At 64.7% G+C, this 18,918-nt stretch carries 15 protein-coding genes; 9 read left to right on the plus strand and 6 right to left on the minus strand.

What is annotated here, in order from left to right; translation table 11 throughout:
- Window positions 1–159: 159 nt before the first annotated feature.
- The 5 genes from NKK51_RS28735 to NKK51_RS28755 all read right to left on the minus strand — a co-directional run bounded on the left by NKK51_RS28735 (window position 160) and on the right by NKK51_RS28755 (window position 6,463).
- The gene (locus tag NKK51_RS28735) at window positions 160–621 is read right to left on the minus strand and encodes a Ros/MucR family transcriptional regulator (protein ID WP_023811220.1); all 462 of its coding nucleotides are present in this window, start codon (window positions 619–621) and stop codon (window positions 160–162) included.
- A gap of 215 nt (window positions 622–836) precedes the next feature.
- Window positions 837–1,556: an ROK family protein gene (locus NKK51_RS28740; RefSeq protein WP_352555519.1), complete on the minus strand. Its 720-nt coding sequence runs from the start codon at window positions 1,554–1,556 to the stop codon at window positions 837–839.
- A gap of 12 nt (window positions 1,557–1,568) precedes the next feature.
- Window positions 1,569–2,945, minus strand: a complete 1,377-nt coding sequence (zwf, locus tag NKK51_RS28745) for a glucose-6-phosphate dehydrogenase (RefSeq protein WP_352555521.1) — start codon at window positions 2,943–2,945, stop codon at window positions 1,569–1,571.
- A gap of 22 nt (window positions 2,946–2,967) precedes the next feature.
- A complete protein-coding gene (gene gnd / locus NKK51_RS28750; RefSeq protein WP_023811217.1) occupies window positions 2,968–3,981 on the minus strand; it encodes a phosphogluconate dehydrogenase (NAD(+)-dependent, decarboxylating) in 1,014 nt (337 codons plus the stop codon).
- A 64-nt stretch (window positions 3,982–4,045) separates the two neighbouring features.
- On the minus strand, window positions 4,046–6,463 hold the full coding sequence (locus NKK51_RS28755) for a glucan 1,4-alpha-glucosidase (RefSeq protein ID WP_352555523.1): 2,418 nt from the start codon (window positions 6,461–6,463) through the stop codon (window positions 4,046–4,048).
- A gap of 401 nt (window positions 6,464–6,864) precedes the next feature.
- Between NKK51_RS28755 and NKK51_RS28760 the strand changes: the two genes are divergently transcribed.
- The 9 genes from NKK51_RS28760 (at window position 6,865) to NKK51_RS28800 (ending at window position 18,001) form a co-directional block, all read left to right on the plus strand.
- The gene (locus tag NKK51_RS28760; protein ID WP_352555525.1) at window positions 6,865–8,154 is read left to right on the plus strand and encodes a sensor histidine kinase; all 1,290 of its coding nucleotides are present in this window, start codon (window positions 6,865–6,867) and stop codon (window positions 8,152–8,154) included.
- Window positions 8,145–8,867: a response regulator gene (locus tag NKK51_RS28765; RefSeq protein WP_352555527.1), complete on the plus strand. Its 723-nt coding sequence runs from the start codon at window positions 8,145–8,147 to the stop codon at window positions 8,865–8,867. The genes NKK51_RS28760 and NKK51_RS28765 overlap by 10 nt, the downstream gene beginning before the upstream one ends.
- Window positions 8,868–8,948: 81 nt before the next feature.
- Complete coding sequence (locus NKK51_RS28770) at window positions 8,949–9,950, plus strand: YihY/virulence factor BrkB family protein (RefSeq protein WP_502902516.1); 1,002 nt, start codon at window positions 8,949–8,951, stop codon at window positions 9,948–9,950.
- 206 nt (window positions 9,951–10,156) lie between these two features.
- Complete coding sequence (locus NKK51_RS28775) at window positions 10,157–11,047, plus strand: SMP-30/gluconolactonase/LRE family protein (protein WP_352555531.1); 891 nt, start codon at window positions 10,157–10,159, stop codon at window positions 11,045–11,047.
- Between the two features lie 90 nt (window positions 11,048–11,137).
- Window positions 11,138–12,151 carry an ABC transporter substrate-binding protein gene (locus tag NKK51_RS28780; RefSeq protein WP_352555532.1) on the plus strand — a complete coding sequence of 338 codons (1,014 nt, stop codon included), beginning with the start codon at window positions 11,138–11,140 and terminating at the stop codon, window positions 12,149–12,151.
- Between the two features lie 49 nt (window positions 12,152–12,200).
- Window positions 12,201–13,670 carry a sugar ABC transporter ATP-binding protein gene (locus NKK51_RS28785; RefSeq protein WP_352555534.1) on the plus strand — a complete coding sequence of 490 codons (1,470 nt, stop codon included), beginning with the start codon at window positions 12,201–12,203 and terminating at the stop codon, window positions 13,668–13,670.
- 1 nt (window position 13,671) lies between these two features.
- Window positions 13,672–14,652, plus strand: a complete 981-nt coding sequence (locus NKK51_RS28790; RefSeq protein WP_023811209.1) for an ABC transporter permease — start codon at window positions 13,672–13,674, stop codon at window positions 14,650–14,652.
- A 3-nt stretch (window positions 14,653–14,655) separates the two neighbouring features.
- Entirely contained in the window at window positions 14,656–15,603 is a 948-nt protein-coding gene (locus NKK51_RS28795) for an ABC transporter permease (protein WP_023811208.1), read from the plus strand.
- 334 nt (window positions 15,604–15,937) lie between these two features.
- Complete coding sequence (locus tag NKK51_RS28800) at window positions 15,938–18,001, plus strand: 3-hydroxyacyl-CoA dehydrogenase NAD-binding domain-containing protein (RefSeq protein ID WP_352555536.1); 2,064 nt, start codon at window positions 15,938–15,940, stop codon at window positions 17,999–18,001.
- Here NKK51_RS28800 and NKK51_RS28805 read toward each other — a convergent pair.
- Window positions 17,998–18,813: a helix-turn-helix transcriptional regulator gene (locus NKK51_RS28805; protein WP_352555538.1), complete on the minus strand. Its 816-nt coding sequence runs from the start codon at window positions 18,811–18,813 to the stop codon at window positions 17,998–18,000. The genes NKK51_RS28800 and NKK51_RS28805 overlap by 4 nt on opposite strands.
- Window positions 18,814–18,918: the final 105 nt, after the last annotated feature.

Raw genomic sequence — 18,918 nt, forward strand, 5'->3', positions numbered from 1 at the left:
CGCCACATCGGCCACCTCGTCGAAACCATCGAGGCAGCCGAATGCAAGAACTACTTCGAAAACGCAGGCTACGCTTCCGTCAAAATATGAAACGCTCTAGGTCTTTGCTTTAGGCAGGTCGTTGTCCCAAAACCGCTGCGCACTTTTGGGCGACATGCCTCAGGCCGAGGCCTTGGCCTTCCTGCCCTTGGCGGGTGCCTTCACGGGGGCCGCCTTGCGGCCGAGGCCGATCGATTTCGCCAGCAGCGAACGCGAGGCCGCGTAGTTGGGAGCGACCATCGGATAGTCCGACGGCAAGCCCCATTTGGCGCGATAGGCGTCCGGCGTCAGGCCGAAATGCACGCCCAGGTGACGCTTCAGCGATTTGAACTTCTTGCCGTCTTCGAGGCAGATGATGAAATCGGGCGTCACCGACTTCTTGGGGTTGACCGCCGGGACCAGGGGGGCAGCCACCGGGACCGCAGGCTTGCCGAGCCCGTTTATCGAGGCGCTGACGCTGGCGATGAGGTCGGCCAGGCCGGAGGCGGGCAAGCGGTTCTTCTCGACGTAAGCGGACACGATGTGAGCGGTCAGCTCGAGCAGATCGATGTCTTTACGGGCACTGTTGCTATCGTCGGTCACTCTATTTCTCCGTCTACAGCGAATGACCTGAAAATCGGATTCGACTTCCGGAAAGGATCATGCGCGAAATCAAAATGCTATGGCGTCCTTCGTGCGTCCACGGGACGAATGGCGTTGGTGTAGCGCGGAATTCCTAGTCGGCAAATCTGCGTATTGCAACGACTTGATGGCATATCACACGTTATTTTGAACAACTATATTAAGCAATAACAGTATCAGACTATCAGCGCCTTGTCGCGCCACAAACGAAACCCGCCTTCGAAGGCGCGTGTGTTGTCGCCGCGCCTGGAGTCGGCGGGCAATTCATCGAGCTTGTCGACGTTGCCGCCGCCAATCACGACATAGTCCGGCTGCATGGCGGCACGGAGCCGGTCGACGACGTCGAAGACGTGTTTGCGCCATTTCTTCTTGCCGCGCTTTTCCAGGCCGCGCTCGCCGACATAATCCTCGAAACTCCTGCCCTTCTTGTAGGGCAAATGCGCGAGTTCCATCGGTTGGGCGACGTTGTCGGCAATCATCGCCGCACCGAGACCGGTGCCGAGCCCGAGGAACAGCATACGCCCGCCCTCGTAGCTGCCGATGGCCTGCATCAGCGCGTCATTGACCACTTTCACCGGTTTGCCGAACGCGCCCGCAAAGTCGAATCCAGCCCAGCCCGTGCCGAGATTGGCGGGGTCGGCGAGCGGCCTGTTGTGATTGACCGGGCCGGGATAGCCCATCGAGACGACGTCGTAGGACAGGCCTTCGGCGAGCTTGTTGACCGTATCGATCATCTGCCGCGGCGTCAGGCCCGGCCCCGAATCGGCGCGGCGCTCCTCGCCCCCGGCGCTGGTGAGGATCTTGACGTGCGAGCCGCCGATGTCGATCGTGAGCACGATTTTTTCAGTGTCCGGCTTCTCGGTGCCCGATGCTGGTTGCTTCACTTTCTTGGCCATCGTGTGATCCTCTCACTTCACCGGATCGATCCAGCCATTGGGCGGTCCGAACCCGGCCATGACGTCCGCGGGTCCCCATGTGAGCGGCTCGTAGAGGTGCGGCGGCGTGGTGTCGCCAAGCACCGGGCCGACGATGCGCCAGGCCAGTTCGCTGGCGTCCTGGCGGGTGAACAGCTGGCCGTTGCCGTTCATGGCATCACCGATCAGCCGCTCGTAGGGCGGCATGTCGCTTTTGCTGTCGTCGAGCGCCGTCAATTCCACCTGCTCGCCGATCATGTCGTCGCCCGGCGCCTTGCGCTGTGCTCCGATGGCGATCACCACCTGCGGGTCGATGCGGAAGCGGACGTAGTTCTGGTCGGCGGGCTTGATCGGATCGAAGACATCGAGCGGCGGCCGCTTCAGCCGCACCACCACTTCGGTGACGTGCACCGGCATGTTCTTGCCGGCGCGGATGAAAAACGGCACGTCCTGCCAGCGCCAGGTGTCGACGAAGAAACGCACCGCCGCGAAGGTCTCGACCGGCGAGTTCGGCGCTACGCCGGGTTCGGCGAGATAGCCGGTGAACTGGCCACGCACGACATCGTCTTTGGTCAACGTGCGGATGGCGCGCAGCACCTGCACCTTCTCGTCGATCAGGTCATCGGCGGAACGGCCGACAGGCGGCTCCATGGCAAGCAGCAACAGGATGTTGAGCAGATGGTTCTCGATGACGTCCCTGATGCAGCCGACATCGTCATAGAAGCGGCCACGGCCCTCGATGCCGAAATCCTCGGCCATGGTGATCTGCACGCTCTCGACGAAATTGCGGTTCCAGATCGGCTCCAGGAAGGAGTTGGCGAAGCGGAAATAGAGCAGGTTCTGGATCGCTTCCTTGCCCAGATAATGGTCGATACGGAAGATCGACTGTTCGTCGAACACCAGATGCAGGACGCGGTTCAGCCAGCGCGCCGATTGCAGGTCGTGGCCGAAGGGCTTTTCCACCATCAGCCGTGCGCCATGCGCGGTGCCTGATTGCTCCAGCCCCTGGACGACGGTCTCGAACATGGTCGGCGGCACCGCCATGTAGTGCAGCGGCCGTTGTGCGGTGCCGAGCGCGCTCTTCAGTTTCTCGAACGTCGCTCCGTCGCGGTAGTCACCGCTGACGTAGCGCAGCAGCGAGGCGAATTTGGCGAACACCTTTTCGTCGATCTTGCCGAGCGCATAGACGATGCCGTCGCGGGCGCGCGCCTGCAACTGCTTGAGGTCCCAGGCATCGAAGGCGACGCCGATCACCGGTTCGGTGAGCGTGCCCTTGGCGACCATCTGGTAAAGGGCTGGAAATATCTTCTTGTGGGCAAGGTCGCCGGTTGCCCCGAAGAGCACCAGCGTGTCGGATCGTTCCTGGCTCATGCGCGTGTCTCCCCCAGTGTCGTCACTTGCCGGCCTTCGGCTTCTCGACATGGCCGCCAAAGGCGTAGCGCATGGCGGAGAGCAGTTTGTCGGCGAATTCGGATTCGCCCTGCGAGGAGAAGCGGTCGAACAGCGCCGAGGACAGCACCGGCGCCGGCACGCCGGTGTCGATAGCCGCCTTCAGCGTCCAGCGGCCTTCGCCGGAATCCGAGACGCGGCCGCCGAAATTCACCAGGCCCGGATCGCTTTTCAAGGCGCCGGCCGTCAGGTCGAGCAGCCAGGAGCCGATAACGCTGCCATGCCGCCAGACCTCGGCCACCTGGGGAAGGTCGATGTCGAACTGGTAGTATTGCGGGTTTTCCAGCGGACTGGTCTCGGCGTCCGCCGTCCGTTGCCGCTTGCCGGCATTGGCCGACTTCAGGATGTTCATGCCTTCGGCATAGGCGGCCATGACGCCATATTCGATGCCGTTGTGCACCATCTTGACGAAGTGGCCGGCGCCGCTCGGTCCGCAATGCAGATAGCCGAAGGGTGCAGTCCCGGCATCCCTGGGCGGATTGGAGCCGGCATCGGCGCCCGGTGCCAGCGTGGCGAAGATCGAATCGAGGTGCTGCACCGCCACGTCTGGACCGCCGATCATCAGGCAGTAGCCACGTTCCAGGCCCCAGACGCCGCCACTGGTGCCGACATCGACAAGATGGATACCCTTGCCGGCCAGTTTCGCGGCCTGGTCGACGGCGTCGTGGTAATAGGAATTGCCGCCGTCGATGACGATGTCGCCGGGCTCCATCAGGGCCGCCACCTGGTCGATGATCCTGCCGGTGATCGCCGCCGGCAGCATCAGCCACACACAGCGCGGCTTGGCCAGCTTGCCGACGAATTCTTCCATCGAGGCCGCCCCTGACGCGCCGTCGGTCACCAAGGCGGCGACGCTCGCCGGGTTGATGTCGTAGACGACGCATTCGTGGCCGTCGCGCATCAGGCGCCGGACCATGTTAGCGCCCATCCGGCCCAGTCCCATCATTCCGATCTGCATGGTTTCGTCCCTGTTTCCTAAGAGATTTGCGGGGTTTATCGAGGGAAGGTCTACTGGCTATGATCTACTGGCCATCTTGGTCGCCCGATATGACGGAGAAGTCGACATTCTCCCAATCGCCGGTTGCGGGCCAGAAAAAAGTGAAGATCAGCGTGCTTCCCTCGGAGAGGCTTGCCGCGGGCAGATCGGCAAGATGGATGCCGAAGGCGTTCTCCACCGTCTGGCTGTCATGGGCGGTTGCCCAGTTGTCAGTGCTCCAGTGGACTGTAGCCGGGTCCAACAATTCGACACGCAGCGTCTTGCCCTCCGGCATGGTGCGGATCTTGTTGTTGAACCGCCAGGTTCTGAACGGCGATACGGTCTTGTCCTCGATATAGCGCTTGACGCCTTGCGGCGGCATGTCGAAGACCGCGCCGTCGCGCAGGGAGCGCAGCAGCTTGATATGCTCCGAATGCGCCCAGACCAGCGGCATGGCGCTGCCCGAGGGGCGGCCGTGCAGCAGTTCGCGTTCCGGCAGATCGGCGCCGTCCCAGACCTGCTCCGGCAACAGGCCGCCCGATCCGGCCGAGCCTTCCAGCGCTGCCAGCAGGCTGGCTGCCTTTTCCCTGCGCCCCGCTGCCAGCTCATAGTGGGCGCGTTCGCCGGCCAGCAGCGGCCAGGGGCGACCCTGGCCGGTGCCATCGAAAGGTGCGCCATCTTCATGCTCGCCGTAGCCATCGCCGTTGTAGCGGTACCAGAGCGGCCCTTGCGGCAGATCGCAGCGCAATTGCGCGTCGATGACCTTGACCGTGTCTGTCATGCGCGGGTCGCCGGCTGCCCGCAGGCCGAAGCGCACCAGCGCCAGCGCGTCCGGGCTGACGATCTCCTTGGCGGGCCGATCCGTGTCGCCGGGCGGCCGGTTCTTGATCGGGACATAGCCGTCCTTCGGCGAACCGGCCTCGGCGCTGTCGGGTGATGCTATGCGGACATAGTAGCCTTCGACGCCGACTTGATTGCAGGTCGCCGTGCCGGTGACGTAGGTCCAGCGCTCGACCTGGTCGTTCCAGACGTCTGATGTCTCGCGCAGGTAGGTCGCGGCGTCTGTCTTGCCGCAGGCGTCGAGCAGGTCTGCCGCGGCAAGCAGTGCGGCGATTTCGACGGCGAGCGTGAACGGGCTGTAGCCGGCATCCTCTTCCCAGCGGTCTTCGCCGGTGACGGGTCCGTTGCGCACGACATAGCCGGCGGCGCGCTCGATCATCGGCAGGAAGGTCATGAGCCTGGCGCGCGGCAAATGGCCGGTGCGGCGCAAAGCATCGGCCAGCAGCAGCGGAAAGGCGCATTCGTCCATCTGGATGCCGGGCCAATAGGCCGATCCGTCGAGCCAGGCGTTCTGCGGCCAATGGCCGTCCGGCTGCTGGATGGAACTGAGGTAATCGAGGATTTGCAGGGCCGAGGCAGCATCGCCGGCAGCAAGAAAGCCGCCCGCCGTCTCGACCAGATCGCGCGGCCAGACCAGATGGTAGCCGCCGAGGTCGTCGTCACCCTTGTTGAAGCCCCACGGGATCGACAGGCTGGCGACCGCGGCGCCCGGTGTCGCGATCGACCGGTGCGTCGCCAGTACCGCCGTCGAGACACGATAGAAGTTGATCCCGGGCACCGCGTGCCGGTCGAGCGGCAGCAAGCCCTTTTGCCAGTTGCGCCAGTTCTGGAGGTAGGATTTCGCCGCGGGTTCAAAACCCTGCTTCAGGCTGGCGAAAGCATGTTCCGCGGCCTCGTCTGATGTCGCGCCAAACCCAAGCGCCAGCAAGGCCTTGGTCTCTGTGGCGGAAAAGCCGATCTCGCCCGTCAGCGCGACATTGCCGTCCTCGGCCCGCTGGCAAGCCGGATCGAGTTCTCCGATGTTGTGGAGTTGCTGCCAGCCGTCGGAAAAGCCGACATAGCCGGCCGAACCGGTCTTCCAGGGCAGCGACGAGGCCAGCGCCAGGCAAGAGCCGCGCCCCGAGGCGAACAGCACGGGCTTTCCTTCGTGCTCGCCGACCCAGGCGGTGTTGCCCATGCCGGCATTGACCAGATGCGGCGCCAGAAGCGCGTAGACGCGGTAGTCACCAGGCATCCCTTTCAGCGCCTTGAAGGTGATTTCCTGCAGCAGCGCCGGGCGCTCCGGGTCGGCGAGGATGCGCTTTTCGATCCGCCAGGCGCCGTCATTCGCCGTGTTGACCAGCCGGTAGGCGGGCACGCCGTCCTCGAACGGTTCGATCGTATGCGCGGCATCGCGTTTCTCTTCCGAGAAATAGCCGCCGGGGCCGGTGACGATCAGGCCGAGGTCGCGGGTGCAGGCGCTGTCGACGCGGGGATAGTAGATTTCGTTGAGGATGCCGTGGCTGATCGTGAACCAGATCCGGCCGGCCGGCGAAAGCGACGTTCCGACGCCACTCTTGGCGCTTGATGTCCAGCGCGCCGGGATTCCCGGGGCGCCCGGAGCAACGTTTTGCGTCACTGGCATTCTGTTCGGTCTCCTGGCCTCCTCCCTAGACCAGGACGCGAACCCTTTACAATCATTGCACCGCAAGTTGATCGGGCGGGCCAATGGCAGGGCAACGAATTCGGGCTGACGGGTTTCTTCGGAGCCTTCGCCCGCGCATTGGCTGACGGAGCATCAAACGAAAAACCCGCCTGTGCGGCGGGTCATAGGCGCAAATCAGCACCATAGGCAAAAATGTACCATAGCTGAGGGCACCGAGTCAAGAAAAAATTCCTATTGCCGCCACAAGGCTGCCGACACCGCCGAGCTGTCGTCAGGTCATTTGTCAAGCTGAGTGCGGGACCTATGGCCAACGGCGCCGTCGTTGACAGCGGTGGCGGCATGCGTCCACTATTTCGCGGCACGGGAGGATCGTGAAAGCAATGGCGGAAGTGTCCCTGGTCCTGATCGACCGGCTGCTGGCGATATCGCGGGCGCTTGCCGGCCATATCGATCCCGGCACGGCGTTCCGCGCGACAGCCATCGAGATCGGCTCGCTCATTCCGCACGACCACATGGATCTGGCGGTGCTGTCGCATGACGGGCGCCGGCACGCCTGTTACGAAGCCGGCTTCCACACCAGCTGGAGCGAGCTTGCCCAGCATCCGCTGCCGACCGAAGTCAGCCCGATCCGCTCGGTGCTGTGGGGCGAAGTTCCCTATCTGCTCGCCGACGATGCGTTGAGCGACGAGCGGTTCCATTTCGCCACCGCCATCGATGGTCCGATCTTCGCCGCCAGGCTGCGCAGCCGCATCGTCGTGCCGCTCAGGGCGCGCGGCGGCATCATCGGCGCGCTCAACATCAGCCGACACGAGGTCGACTGCTACACGCTTGCCGATGTCGCGGTCGCCCAGCAATGCGCGGACCTGATCGCGCCCTACATCTTCGCGCTGATCCAGACCGAGGAGGCGCGCCGCGCCATGCTGGCCGAGAGCGAGGCGCGCAACCGTGTCGAACTGCTGCGCGTCGGCGCCTCGCAATTGACCGAAGGCATGGAGCGCGAACGGCGGCGCATGGCCATGGACCTGCACGACCAGACGCTTGCCGATCTCGCCCGCATCGCGCGCCAGCTTTCGGCCCTTCGCGGGCAGGGCGTGGCGCGGGCAGCGCAGCTTGCCGATCTCGAGCAGGAGGTCGCCGGCTGCCTGACGGAACTGCGCCACATCGTCGACGACATGCGGCCGAGCGTGCTCGAACTGTTCGGCCTGCGCGACGCGGTCGAGGCGCATCTCAACCGCAGCGTCGCCAGGGCCAAGCCGCCGATCGCCGTGCGCATCGCCGACACCAGCGACGGCGGCGCCGACAGCCTGTCCGAGCCAGTGCGGACCGCGCTCTACCGGATCGTGCAGGAAGCGATCAACAATGCCGTTCGCCATGCCGCGCCGCACCGCATCGACGTGCTGCTGGCGTCGACCGCGAGCGTGCTGCGGGTGATCGTGACGGATGACGGCCAGGGCTGCGGCGCTGTTGATCCGGCCGCGTATGGCGGCATCGGCCATATGCACACGCGGGCAGCCCTTATCGGGGCGCGGCTGCGTATCGGCCAGGCCGGCCGCAAGAACGGCGGCACCCGTGTCGTCGTCGAGATCGACCGCCAGCCGTCGCGAGAATTGGCGGCGGCTGCAGCGGTGCCTGGCGAGTTCGCCGTATCGGAGGCCATGTGGTGCTTGTGATGATAGCCGAGAATGACGGGCTGCACCGTAGCTTCGCGCGGCGAACGGTGGAGCAGCTGTGGCCCGGCGACGTCGAGGTGATCGAAGCGAGCGACGGCGAGGACGCCATCAACCTGGCGGCCGAACGCGAGCCGCTGCATGTCGTGCTCGATTTGCAGATGCCCAAGGCGACGGGAATCGAAGTTGCCAAGGCGATCTGGAACCGTCGCGCCGGCACGCACATCCTGTTCTGGTCGAATTTCGCCGACGAAGCCTATGTGCGCGGCGTGGCGCGCATCGTGCCGCCGGGCTCGGTCTATGGCTATGTGCTCAAATCGGCGACGGAGGAGGGCATGCGGTCCGCCCTGCGCGGGGTTTTCCGCGAAGGCCACTGCATCATCGACCGCGAGATCCGCGGCATCCAGCACCGCGTGCAGGACAAGTTCGAGGGCATCACCGACGGCGAATATGAGAGCCTGATCGACATCGCGCTCGGCCTGACCGACCGCGCCATCGCGGCGCGGCGCGGCCTGTCGATCCGTGGTGCGCAGAGCCGCATCAAGCATGTCTACGACAAGCTCGGCATCGTGCCGGCGGAGGACGGTGCCGGCGATGCTTCCGTGTTCAACTCGCGGACGCGGGCGATCTATCTCGCCATGGCGCGCGGCCTGATCAACATCGACGCACTGCGCCGCGAACAGGACCGGCTCGATGCCTGGCTGGCGGAGCACTGAAACAGCGGCGGCCACGCCCCGGAACTTCGGAAGGTCCGGCGCATTGCTAGTGAACGCCAACTCGATGCCTGCGGACCCGAAGTGCGACCCTCAATCACAGATTCATGGCACCTGGTGCGTGAAAGCATAGTCGGCTTCATCAACGACAATGCGCTTAGCCATGGTGCGGCGATGGCCTTTTATGCCGCCACGTCGCTGGCGCCGATCTTGCTGATCGTGGTTGCGATCGCTGGTCTCGTCTTCGGCCACGATGCCGCACAATTGGCCTTGTCCGCGCAGATATCAGGGCTGATGGGACCGGAAAGCGCCGATCTCCTGAAGACTGCCTTGGAAAGTGCATCCGGCAGCCTATACGGCACCTGGGCCGCGATCATAGGGCTGGTCACCTTGCTGGTGGCCGCGTCTGGCGTTTTCGGCGAGATGCAGCAGTCGTTGAACACAATCTGGAAGATCGAACCGCAAGGCAACTCCCTGTCGCGTCTGGTGCGGGCGCGGGCCGCCAGTCTGGGATTGGTGGCCGCACTCGGGTTCCTGTTGCTGGTCTCTCTCATCGCAAGCGCCGCGATCTCGGCACTGGGCGCTTTCATCAACGCCCATCTGCCGTTCGGAACGATCATACTCAGCGGGATCAATGGCGTCGTTTCGTTTGCGCTTATCTCCGTGATGTTTGCCGCCATCTACAAGGTTTTACCCGATCGAACCCTGGAATGGCGCGATGTGGCAATTGGCGCTGTCGGGACCGCGGCCCTGTTCACACTGGGGAAATCGCTTATCGGCTGGTATATCGGCACCAGCGCGATTGCGTCTTCGTATGGCGCCGCCGGCGGACTGCTCGTCATACTGCTCTGGGTTTACTACTCGTCGGAAATTTTCCTTCTCGGTGCCGAGTTCACGCGGGCCTATTCCGTTCGGCACGGCAGCCGGTCCGATCTGAACACGTTGGTTCACAGCCCCTTATCCGCGCAGCATGACCCAGCTCGAACACAACAGGAGTCCAACTCGGCTGGCGTGGTCGTGCTTGTGGCGGTGGCTTGCGCGAGCGCAACCCTTACCGCGCTTTTGTGGAGCGTCCGCCGGCCGTAGTCCAAAACCCGTTGTAGCTGCTATCATTCTGCCCCGATTGGCCATTGCGCGACTGTGCAAACGCACAGTCTGCCGTGCGCTTTGACCCGTATCGGCTCGTCGGTACCGCGCCTACGCTCTACTCCAACAAGAAGACTGTATCGGGAAGCGCTCATGCCATTCGTCACCATGCGGAGTAGCACGGCTGTTCGCGCCGGGAGCCGATGATGTCGGTGTCGGCGCGTGCGCGCCATTCCGGTTTCGACGACGTCGTCGGCGATGCGACCATTGAGACGCTGGCGAGCGGCTTCGGCTTCCTCGAAGGGCCGGTCTGGCACCCCTACGAGAAATGGCTGGTCTTCTCCGACATTCCGGAAAGCCGGATGTATCGCCGCAGTGCCGAAGGCGAGATCGAGCTGTTCCGCGAGCCCAGCCACAAGGCCAATGGCAACACGCTGGACCGCCAAGGGCGGCTGGTCACCTGCGAGCATGCGACGAGCCGCGTGACCCGCTCCGAGCCCAACGGCAGCGCGACGGTGCTTGCCACGCACCATCAGGGCAAGCAGCTCAACAGCCCGAACGACATCGTCGTTGCCACCGGCGGATCGATCTACTTCACCGATCCGGGCTATGGCCGGAGGGAATTCTATGGCGTGCCACGCCCTCAGGACTTGCCGTTCCAGGGCGTCTACCGCATCGATGGCGATGGCGCCCGGCTGACATTGCTGGCCGACGATTTCGGGCAGCCGAACGGGCTTTGCTTTTCGCTGGACGAGTCGCGGCTGTTCATCAACGACACCGAACGCGGGCACATCAGGGTGTTCGGTGTGGAAGCCAATGGCGACCTCAATGGCGGCGCGGTCTGGGCAGTAACCGAGGGCGAGGGGCCGGGAGCGCCCGACGGCATGAAGATCGACAGCCGCGGCAACCTTTACTGCACCGGTCCCGGCGGCATCCACATTTTCGACGCGTCGGGCGCCATTCTTGGCGTCATCCGGACGCCCGAAGATTGCGCGAATTTCACCTTCGGTGACGACGATTTGCAAAGCCTCTACATCACCGCGTCGACGTCGCTGTACCGGCTCAGGGTGCGCGTGCCGGGATTGAGACTGTTTTGAGCTCGCGACAATCCGTGCTCAAATCAGAGTTGAGGCCGGTGTCAAAGCCGGTGGGAATGCAGCAGTCAACACATCTGGGAGGATAACGACATGAAGAAACTGTTCGTTCTGGGCGCTCTGGCGGCAATGCTCGCCTCGGGCACGGCGCTGGCCGACACCAGCGGCAAGAAGATCGCTTTTTCCAACAATTATGCCGGTAATTCCTGGCGGCAGGCGATGCTCGACAGCTATGGCATCGTCACCAAGAAGGCGGTCGCCGACAAGATCGTCGGCGCGGCCGGCATCTTCACCACCGCCGACAAGGAGGTGCCGACGCAGGCAGCACAGGTGCAGAACCTGATCCTGCAGGGCTATGACGCGATCGTCATCAACGCCGCCTCGCCGGATGCGCTCAACGGCGCCATCAAACAGGCTTGCGATGCCGGCATCGTCGTCGTCTCCTTCGACGGCACCGTGACCGAACCTTGCGCCTACCGTGTCGTCGTCGACTTCAAGGACATGGGCAAGCAGGAAATCGAGCAGATGGCCAAGTTCCAGCCCAAGGGCGGCAATCTTCTGGAAATCCGTGGGCTTGCCGGGACCTCGATCGACGATGCCATCCATGCCGGCATCCTCGAAGGCGTCGCCGCCCATCCCGAGTTCAAGATCGTCGGTTCGGTGACCGGCGACTGGGACCAGACGACGGCGCAAAAGGCGGTGGCGACCATCCTGCCGTCGCTGCCCGACATCGTCGGCGTCGTCGACCAGGGCGGTGACGGTTACGGTGCGGCCCAGGCCTTCGCCGCCGCCGGCAAGCCGCGTCCGACCATCATCATGGGCAACCGCCAGGACGAGCTGCAGTGGTGGAAGGAACAGAAGGACAAGGACGGCTACCAGACCTGGTCGGCCTCGATCGCGCCCGGCGTGTCGTCCCTGGCCTTCTGGGTGGCGCAGCAGGTGCTCGACGGCCGCACCGACATTCCGCACGATCTGCTGGTGCCGTACCTGGCCTTCACACAGGACGATTTCGAGGCCGAGCTGCCGAAGATCCCCAAGGGCGGCGTCGCCAGCCACGAATACACGCAGGAAGACGCGATCGCGGCCATCAAAGCCAACATCAAGTGAGCCTTGAACAAGCGTTGCCCTCCGGATGATCGAGCGGATATCGTTGAGCATGCCTGAAGGGAACGCTGACATCATCAGACTGAACGGCGCCGAAAAGCATTTCGGCGCCGTTCGCGCACTGGGCGGCGTCGATTTTCACGTCGGCCCCGGCGAGTGCGTTGGTCTCGTCGGCCATAATGGCGCCGGCAAATCGACGCTGATGCACATGGTGGCGGGCACGCTGGTGCCCGACAGCGGGCAGATCGGCGTGCATGGCGACACCGAGGACAACTACTCGGTGTCGCGCGCGCAGCAGCTCGGCATACGCTGCGTGTTCCAGGAACTGTCGCTGTGCCCCAATCTCAGCGTCGCCGAGAACACGCGCATCAACCACGCTTCGCTGCGCGGATTTGGCTGGCGGCGCAAGGCGGCCGAGTTGATCGCCGCCAAGCTCGACGAGATATTTCCGGGCCACAGCATTTCGGCGGCGGACATCGTCGGCGACCTGTCGATCGGCCGGCGCCAGATGGTCGAGGTGGCGCGCGCCTTCACCGCCACTCAGGACCGACTCGACCTCGTCATCCTCGACGAGCCGACCTCGTCGCTCGACGCGCATACGGCGGGCCAATTGCTGGCCTTCGTGCGCCGCTTCGTTGCCGGCGGTAAAAGCTGCATCCTGATCTCGCATGTGCTGGGCGAGGTGCTGCGCAACGCCGACCGCATCGTGGTGATGCGCGACGGCAAGGTGGTTGTCGCCGACGCCGCCAGCGCCTTCGACCGCGACCGGCTGGTGACGTCGATGGGCGGCGCGGAAGCGCGCCAGAAGATCGCGGCGCAAATCGCGGCTGCCAAGCCCGCCGCCAGTCCACTGCGGGTCCGGGCGCGGCCCGCTGCGCAGAAGGACGGCACCGACCTTGTCGCCTGTGCCGGGGAGATCATCGGCCTTGCCGGGCTGGCGGGACATGGCCAGACCGATCTGCTGCTGGCGATCTTCAGCGCGGCGTCGCGCGCCCGGACCGGTATCGAGGTGACGGCACCTGTGGCGCTGGTCGCCGGAGACCGTCAGTCGGACGGCATTTTTCCGCAATGGTCGATTGCTGAGAACATCGGCATCCGCTCGCTGGCGCGGCTGCGCAGCGGGCTGTTGATCTCGCCGCAGCGCGAGGCGGAGCTTGCTGCATTCTGGCAAAAGAAGATCGGCATCCGCACGCCGGATATGAACAACAACATCTTTTCACTGTCGGGCGGCAACCAGCAGAAGGCGCTGTTTGCGCGTGCGCTCGGCTCGGACGCGCAGATCGTGCTGATGGACGACCCGATGCGCGGCGTCGACATCGGCACCAAGCTGGAGGTCTACGACCTCGTGCGCGAAGAGGCCGCCCGAGGCCGCACCTTCCTCTGGTACACCACGGAAACCGAAGAGCTCGACAATTGCGACCACATCTATGTCTTCAAGAACGGCCGCATCGTCGCCAATCTGCGCCGCGACGAGTTGACCGAAGAGAAGATCATCCAGTCCTCCTTCGGCGATGCGGCCTGAGATGACGGCCGCCAGCCTCGACACCGCCGCCAGGACATCCGCCGAACGTGGCGCGCTTGCCCGCGCGCGCCTGCTGCGCGGGCTGCTGCCGGCGCTGTCGCTGGCGCTGGTGCTGCTCGCCATCGCCTGGCTCAACCCGCGCGCCATCAGCTATTTCGGCTTCAGCCTGATGCTGAACCTGGCAATCCCGATCGCCCTGGCGACGATCGCGCAGATGTTCGTCATTGCCGGCAATGAGCTCGACCTGTCGATCGGCACCTTCGTCGGCTTCGTCGGCTGCGTCACGGCGACCTGGCTGAAGGACGCGCCGCTCATCGGTGCCGCCATCCTGCTCGGATCGATCGGTGTCTATGCGCTGCTCGGCGCGCTGATCCATCTGCGCAATTTGCCTTCCATCGTGGTGACGCTCGGCATGAGCTTCGTCTGGCAGGGCCTCGCCATTCTCGTTTTGCCCAAACCCGGCGGCAAGGCGCCGGACTGGCTGCTCGGGCTGATGGCGTTCAAGCCGCCTTTCGTGCCGTTCCCGATCATCGCCGCGCTGCTGATCGGCCTCATCGTTCATTTTGGCCTGATGCGCACCTCCTACGGCGTGATCCTGCGCGGGTCCGGCGGCAATCCGGCGGCACTCGGGCGCGCCGGCTGGTCGCTGCTCAAGACCAAGATCGTGCTGTTTGCGCTCGCGGGTCTGTTCGGCGTGCTGTCCGGCATGGCGCTGATCGGCATCACCACCTCGGCCGATGCCAATATCGGCAATGGCTACACGCTGCTGGCGATCGCCGGCGTCATCCTCGGCGGCGGCGAATTCGTCGGCGGCCGGGTATCGCCGATAGGTGCTGTGATCGGCGCGCTGACGCTGGCGCTGGCCGCATCGCCATTGCTCACCTTCATGCACATCCCGCCCGACTGGCAGGTGGCCGCCAACGGCGCCATCCTGATCATCGTGCTGGCGGCGCGGGTGCTGATCAGCCGCAAGGAGAGGTGAGCGATGACATCGGTGAAATCGCTGCTCACCAAACCCTGGATCTGGTCGTTCATTGGCGCGCTTCTGGTGTGGCTGGCGACGATCGCCTTCACCGGCGGTTATGGCGCCGGCGGCATGGTCACTGCGGCCCTGTCGCTTGCGGTGTTCACCGTCATTGTCGGCGTCGGCCAGATGTTCGTCATCACGCTGGGTCCGGGCAATGTCGACCTGTCGCTGCCGGCCAATATCGGCCTTGCCAGCGCCGTCGCGATGAAAGTGATGGACGGCAACGATTCCATGATCGCGGTCGGGCTGCTGGCGGCGCTTGCCTGCGGGGCGGCGATCGGCGCCGCCAACTATCTGCTGATCTGGGCGCTGCGCATCCCGCCGATCATCGCCACTTTGTCGGCCAGCTTCATCATCCAGTCGATCGACATCAGCTACGGACGCGGCTTGCAGATCAAGCCGCCGCCGGGCTTCGCCGATTTCGCCAACCGGCAGGTGCTGGGCATTCCGGTGCTGGCGATCCTCACCGTGCTGTTCACCATCGGTGCGGCCGTCGCCCTGCAGCGTATGATCTATGGCCGCTCGGTGCTGGCGATCGGCCAGAACATTCGGGCGGCGTGGCTCGCCGGCGTCAATGTCGGCCGCATCCGCTTCCTCACCTACACGCTGTCGGGCGCGCTCGGCGGCATCGACGGTGCGCTGCTCGCCGGTTATTTCCGGGGCGCCAATGTCGATATCGGCAATGAATATCTGCTGGCCTCGATCGCCGTCGTGGTCATCGGCGGCACGTCGGTAGCCGGCGGCAAGGCCAATGTGCCTGGCGTGTGGGGCGCGGCGCTGTTCCTGGTGCTGCTTTTGACCATGCTCAACACGTTTGGGGTGAGTGCCGGGGTGCGATTGCTGCTCACGGGGCTGATCATTGTCGGGGTGATCACGGCGGCGGGCGGGCAGAAGGCGCCGCGGTAGCGGGAGCAAGACGCCGACGCTGGCGGGACAGCACCCCCCTCTGGCCCGGCCATCTCCCCCGCAAGGAGGGAGATTGGCAGCTTCGCCGTTTCGCCCGCCCTCCAGCGTTGAAAATTGGCGAAGGCCGTCGTGACGTCCAATCTCCCCCCTTGCGGGGGAGATGCCCGGCAGGGCAGAGGGGGGTGTGAAGGATCTCTACTTCGGCGATGATGGCGGGCGGGCACCTCGAGCCGCTAATCATTGTGCCAGGCCTCCCTCTGGTTTCCATCCACGTCATAGCGCTGTAAATCCAATCGCGCGGCTGCAGGCCGTTCACCATTGTCCGGAGGTTTGCGTGTCCGATTTTGTGAAGGTCAGCCGCGACGGCGACGTCGCCGTCGTCACTATCGACAACCCGCCGGTCAACGCGCTGAGCTTTCGTGTCCGCGAACCGCTGATGCAGGCGCTGGTCGAGCTGCGGGATGATGCGTCGGTCGCGGCCATCGTCATTGCTTGCGCCGGGCGGACGTTTGTCGCCGGCGCCGACATCACCGAATTCGGCAAGCCGATGCAGCAGCCCGAGCTGCGCGCCATTGTGGCTGTGCTGGAGACCATCGCCAAGCCGACGGTCGCCGCCATCCACGGCACCGCGCTCGGCGGCGGGCTGGAGCTGGCGCTCGGCTGCCATTTCCGCGTCGCCGATGCCGGCGCCAAGCTCGGCCTGCCGGAGGTCAAGCTCGGCCTGCTGCCGGGCGGTGGCGGCACGGTGCGGTTGCCGCGCCTGGTCGGCGCGCTGAAGGCCTTGAAGATGGTCGTTTCCGGTTCACCGGTCGGTGCGACCGAGGCGCATGAAGCCGGTCTCGTCGATGCCGTCTTCGAAGGCGATCTGACCACGCATGCCGTGAACTTCGCCAGGGAAATTGCCCGCAAGGGCGGCCCCTTCACGCCAGTGCGTGATCGCGATGGGCTCAAGGGGACCGACCTAGCGGCTCTTGATGCCGAGGCAGCGGACCTCGCCAGGAAAGCGCGCGGGCTCGAGGCGCCGATCGCTTGTGCGCAGGCGGTGCGCAATGCCGTCATGCTGCCCTTCGATGCGGCGCTGGCGGCGGAGCGTGCGCTGTTCGTCAAGCTGGTCGCCAGCGACCAGTCGCGGGCGCAGCGCCATGTGTTCTTCGCCGAACGTGAGGCGGCAAAGCTTCCCGGAAAAGACATCGTCAAGCGCAGGATCGCCCGCGTCGGCGTCATCGGCGCCGGTACGATGGGCGGCGGCATCGCCATGGCCTTCGCCAATGGCGGCTACCCCGTCACCATGCTGGAAACCAGCCATGAGGCGCTGCAGCGCGGGCTGGCGACCATCGACAAGAACTACTCGGTGTCCGTCACGCGCGGCTCGCTGACGGCAGATGCCAAGCGCGAGCGCCTCGCCCTGTTCAAGGGCTCCACCGACTATGCCGATCTCGCCGATTGCGACCTGATCGTCGAGGCGGTGTTCGAAGACATGGCGGTCAAGAAGGAGGTGTTCGGCAAGCTCGATGCCGTGGCCAAACCGGGCGCGATCCTCGCCACCAACACCTCCTATCTCGACATCAACGAAATCGCCGCCTCGACCTCGCGGCCGCAGGATGTGCTCGGTCTGCATTTCTTCTCGCCGGCCAATGTCATGAAGCTCTTGGAGATCGTGCGTGCCGAGGTGACCGCGCCCGATGCGCTGGCCACCGTCGTCGATCTGGCGCGGCGGATCGGCAAGGTGGCGGTCGTCGTCGGCGTCTGCCACGGCTTCGTCGGCAATCGAATGCTGGCCGCGCGTGGCGCCGAATCCGAGGCGCTGCTGCTGGAAGGCGCGACACCCAGCCAGATCGACCAGGCATTCACCGATTTCGGCTGGCCGATGGGTCCGTTCCAGATGGGTGATCTCGCCGGCCTCGACATTGGCTGGCGCAACCGCAAGGCGCGCGGTCAGACGGCCGTCATCGCCGATACGCTGTGCGAACAAGGGCGTTTCGGCCAGAAGACCGGCTGGGGGTTCTATCTCTACGAGAACGGTTCGCGTACCCCGGCCCCGGATCCGGAGGTCGAGGTGCTGATCCGCGACAAGGCCGCCGAGAGGGGCATCGCGCCGCGTGCGATCAGTGCGGAAGAAATCATCGAGCGCACGCTTTACCCCCTGATCAATGAGGGCGCCAAGATCCTGGAGGAAGGCATAGCGGCCCGTGCGTCCGACATCGATGTCGTCTGGGTCAATGGCTACGGCTTTCCCGTGGGCAAGGGCGGACCGCTGTTCTGGGCTGGCCTTGAAGGCCCGGCCAGGATCATCGAGCGGCTCGAATACTGGCATCAGCGGACGAGCAAGGATGTGTTCAAGCCAGCGCCGTTGCTGAAGCGGATGGCCGAGACCGGATCGTGGGAAGCCGGCGGTTAGGGGGCCTGCCGGATCCGCGCGTCGATGATCTCGACGAAACGTGCGAACAGGCCGGCCTGCGACTTGATCTTGAGCTTGCGATAGATGTTGCGTCGATGGACCTTCACGGTGCCCGGCACGATGCGCATGGCCCTGGCGATCGATTCCGTCGAATGCCCTTGCAGCACCAGGTCAACGACATGCTTTTCGCGTGGCGTCAGCGACAGGCTTTGCCAGATATGGGCGCGGTCGAACTCGTTGACTGGAGCGGTCGTCTCGTCCTGCTGCGCCTCTGCCGGTTCGTCGGTCGGAAGGATAGGCCAGCGCAGCCTGGCGAAGCTGATCACCGCCGGCGCCATGTCGCGCAGCAACCTGGCATCGGCGGTGCCGAACGGGCCCGAGGCGCGCAGCCGCATCAGCGACAGCACCAGCGCATCCTTGCCCGGCAACGGCACGAAGAAGCCGACCTCCTCGGCCAGCCTGGTCTGGCTGTAGTAGGAGCGGAAATACTCGCTGGCATAGAAACGGTCCGGCGCCAGTTCGCGCATGCGCCAGAACCCTTCCTTGCGCTCGACCGCAGCGTGGTGGAACGGGTCGAGCAGATACGGCCCCTCCTGATAGAGCGCGACGAAGACGTGGCTTTCGGCCGGCGAGAAGGTTTCGAACAGCAGCGGCGGGCGCGCCGCGCCGCGATAGCCGAACACCACGCAGTGGTCGAAGCTGACATGGAGCCGCAGCCAATCGACCAGCGCATTGCCGAACAGGTCGCCGCTGGTCTCCCGCGTCGCCGCGACGAGCGTGGCGAGCTGGCTGTATTCGTCGCTGCGGGACAATCCATACCCCCTGAAACGAGAAAATAGGTCAGATATACCACGTGAGAGGTATATACTAGCCGCCATTGGCTCTGGTAGCGTCCCGATATTGCCCTGTTGCTGGAG

Source organism: Mesorhizobium sp. M0011 (assembly GCF_040324155.1).
Lineage (GTDB): Bacteria > Pseudomonadota > Alphaproteobacteria > Rhizobiales > Rhizobiaceae > Mesorhizobium.

Coding starts and splice junctions, on each gene's coding strand:
- NKK51_RS28795 (WP_023811208.1), top strand. CDS start 14,656: ATGACATCGGTGAAATCGCTGCTCACCAAACCCTGGATCTGGTCGTTC.
- NKK51_RS28775 (WP_352555531.1), top strand. CDS start 10,157: ATGTCGGTGTCGGCGCGTGCGCGCCATTCCGGTTTCGACGACGTCGTC.
- NKK51_RS28790 (WP_023811209.1), top strand. CDS start 13,672: ATGACGGCCGCCAGCCTCGACACCGCCGCCAGGACATCCGCCGAACGT.
- NKK51_RS28740 (WP_352555519.1), bottom strand. CDS start 1,556: ATGGCCAAGAAAGTGAAGCAACCAGCATCGGGCACCGAGAAGCCGGAC.
- gnd (WP_023811217.1), bottom strand. CDS start 3,981: ATGCAGATCGGAATGATGGGACTGGGCCGGATGGGCGCTAACATGGTC.
- NKK51_RS28760 (WP_352555525.1), top strand. CDS start 6,865: ATGGCGGAAGTGTCCCTGGTCCTGATCGACCGGCTGCTGGCGATATCG.
- NKK51_RS28780 (WP_352555532.1), top strand. CDS start 11,138: ATGAAGAAACTGTTCGTTCTGGGCGCTCTGGCGGCAATGCTCGCCTCG.
- NKK51_RS28755 (WP_352555523.1), bottom strand. CDS start 6,463: ATGCCAGTGACGCAAAACGTTGCTCCGGGCGCCCCGGGAATCCCGGCG.
- zwf (WP_352555521.1), bottom strand. CDS start 2,945: ATGAGCCAGGAACGATCCGACACGCTGGTGCTCTTCGGGGCAACCGGC.
- NKK51_RS28785 (WP_352555534.1), top strand. CDS start 12,201: ATGCCTGAAGGGAACGCTGACATCATCAGACTGAACGGCGCCGAAAAG.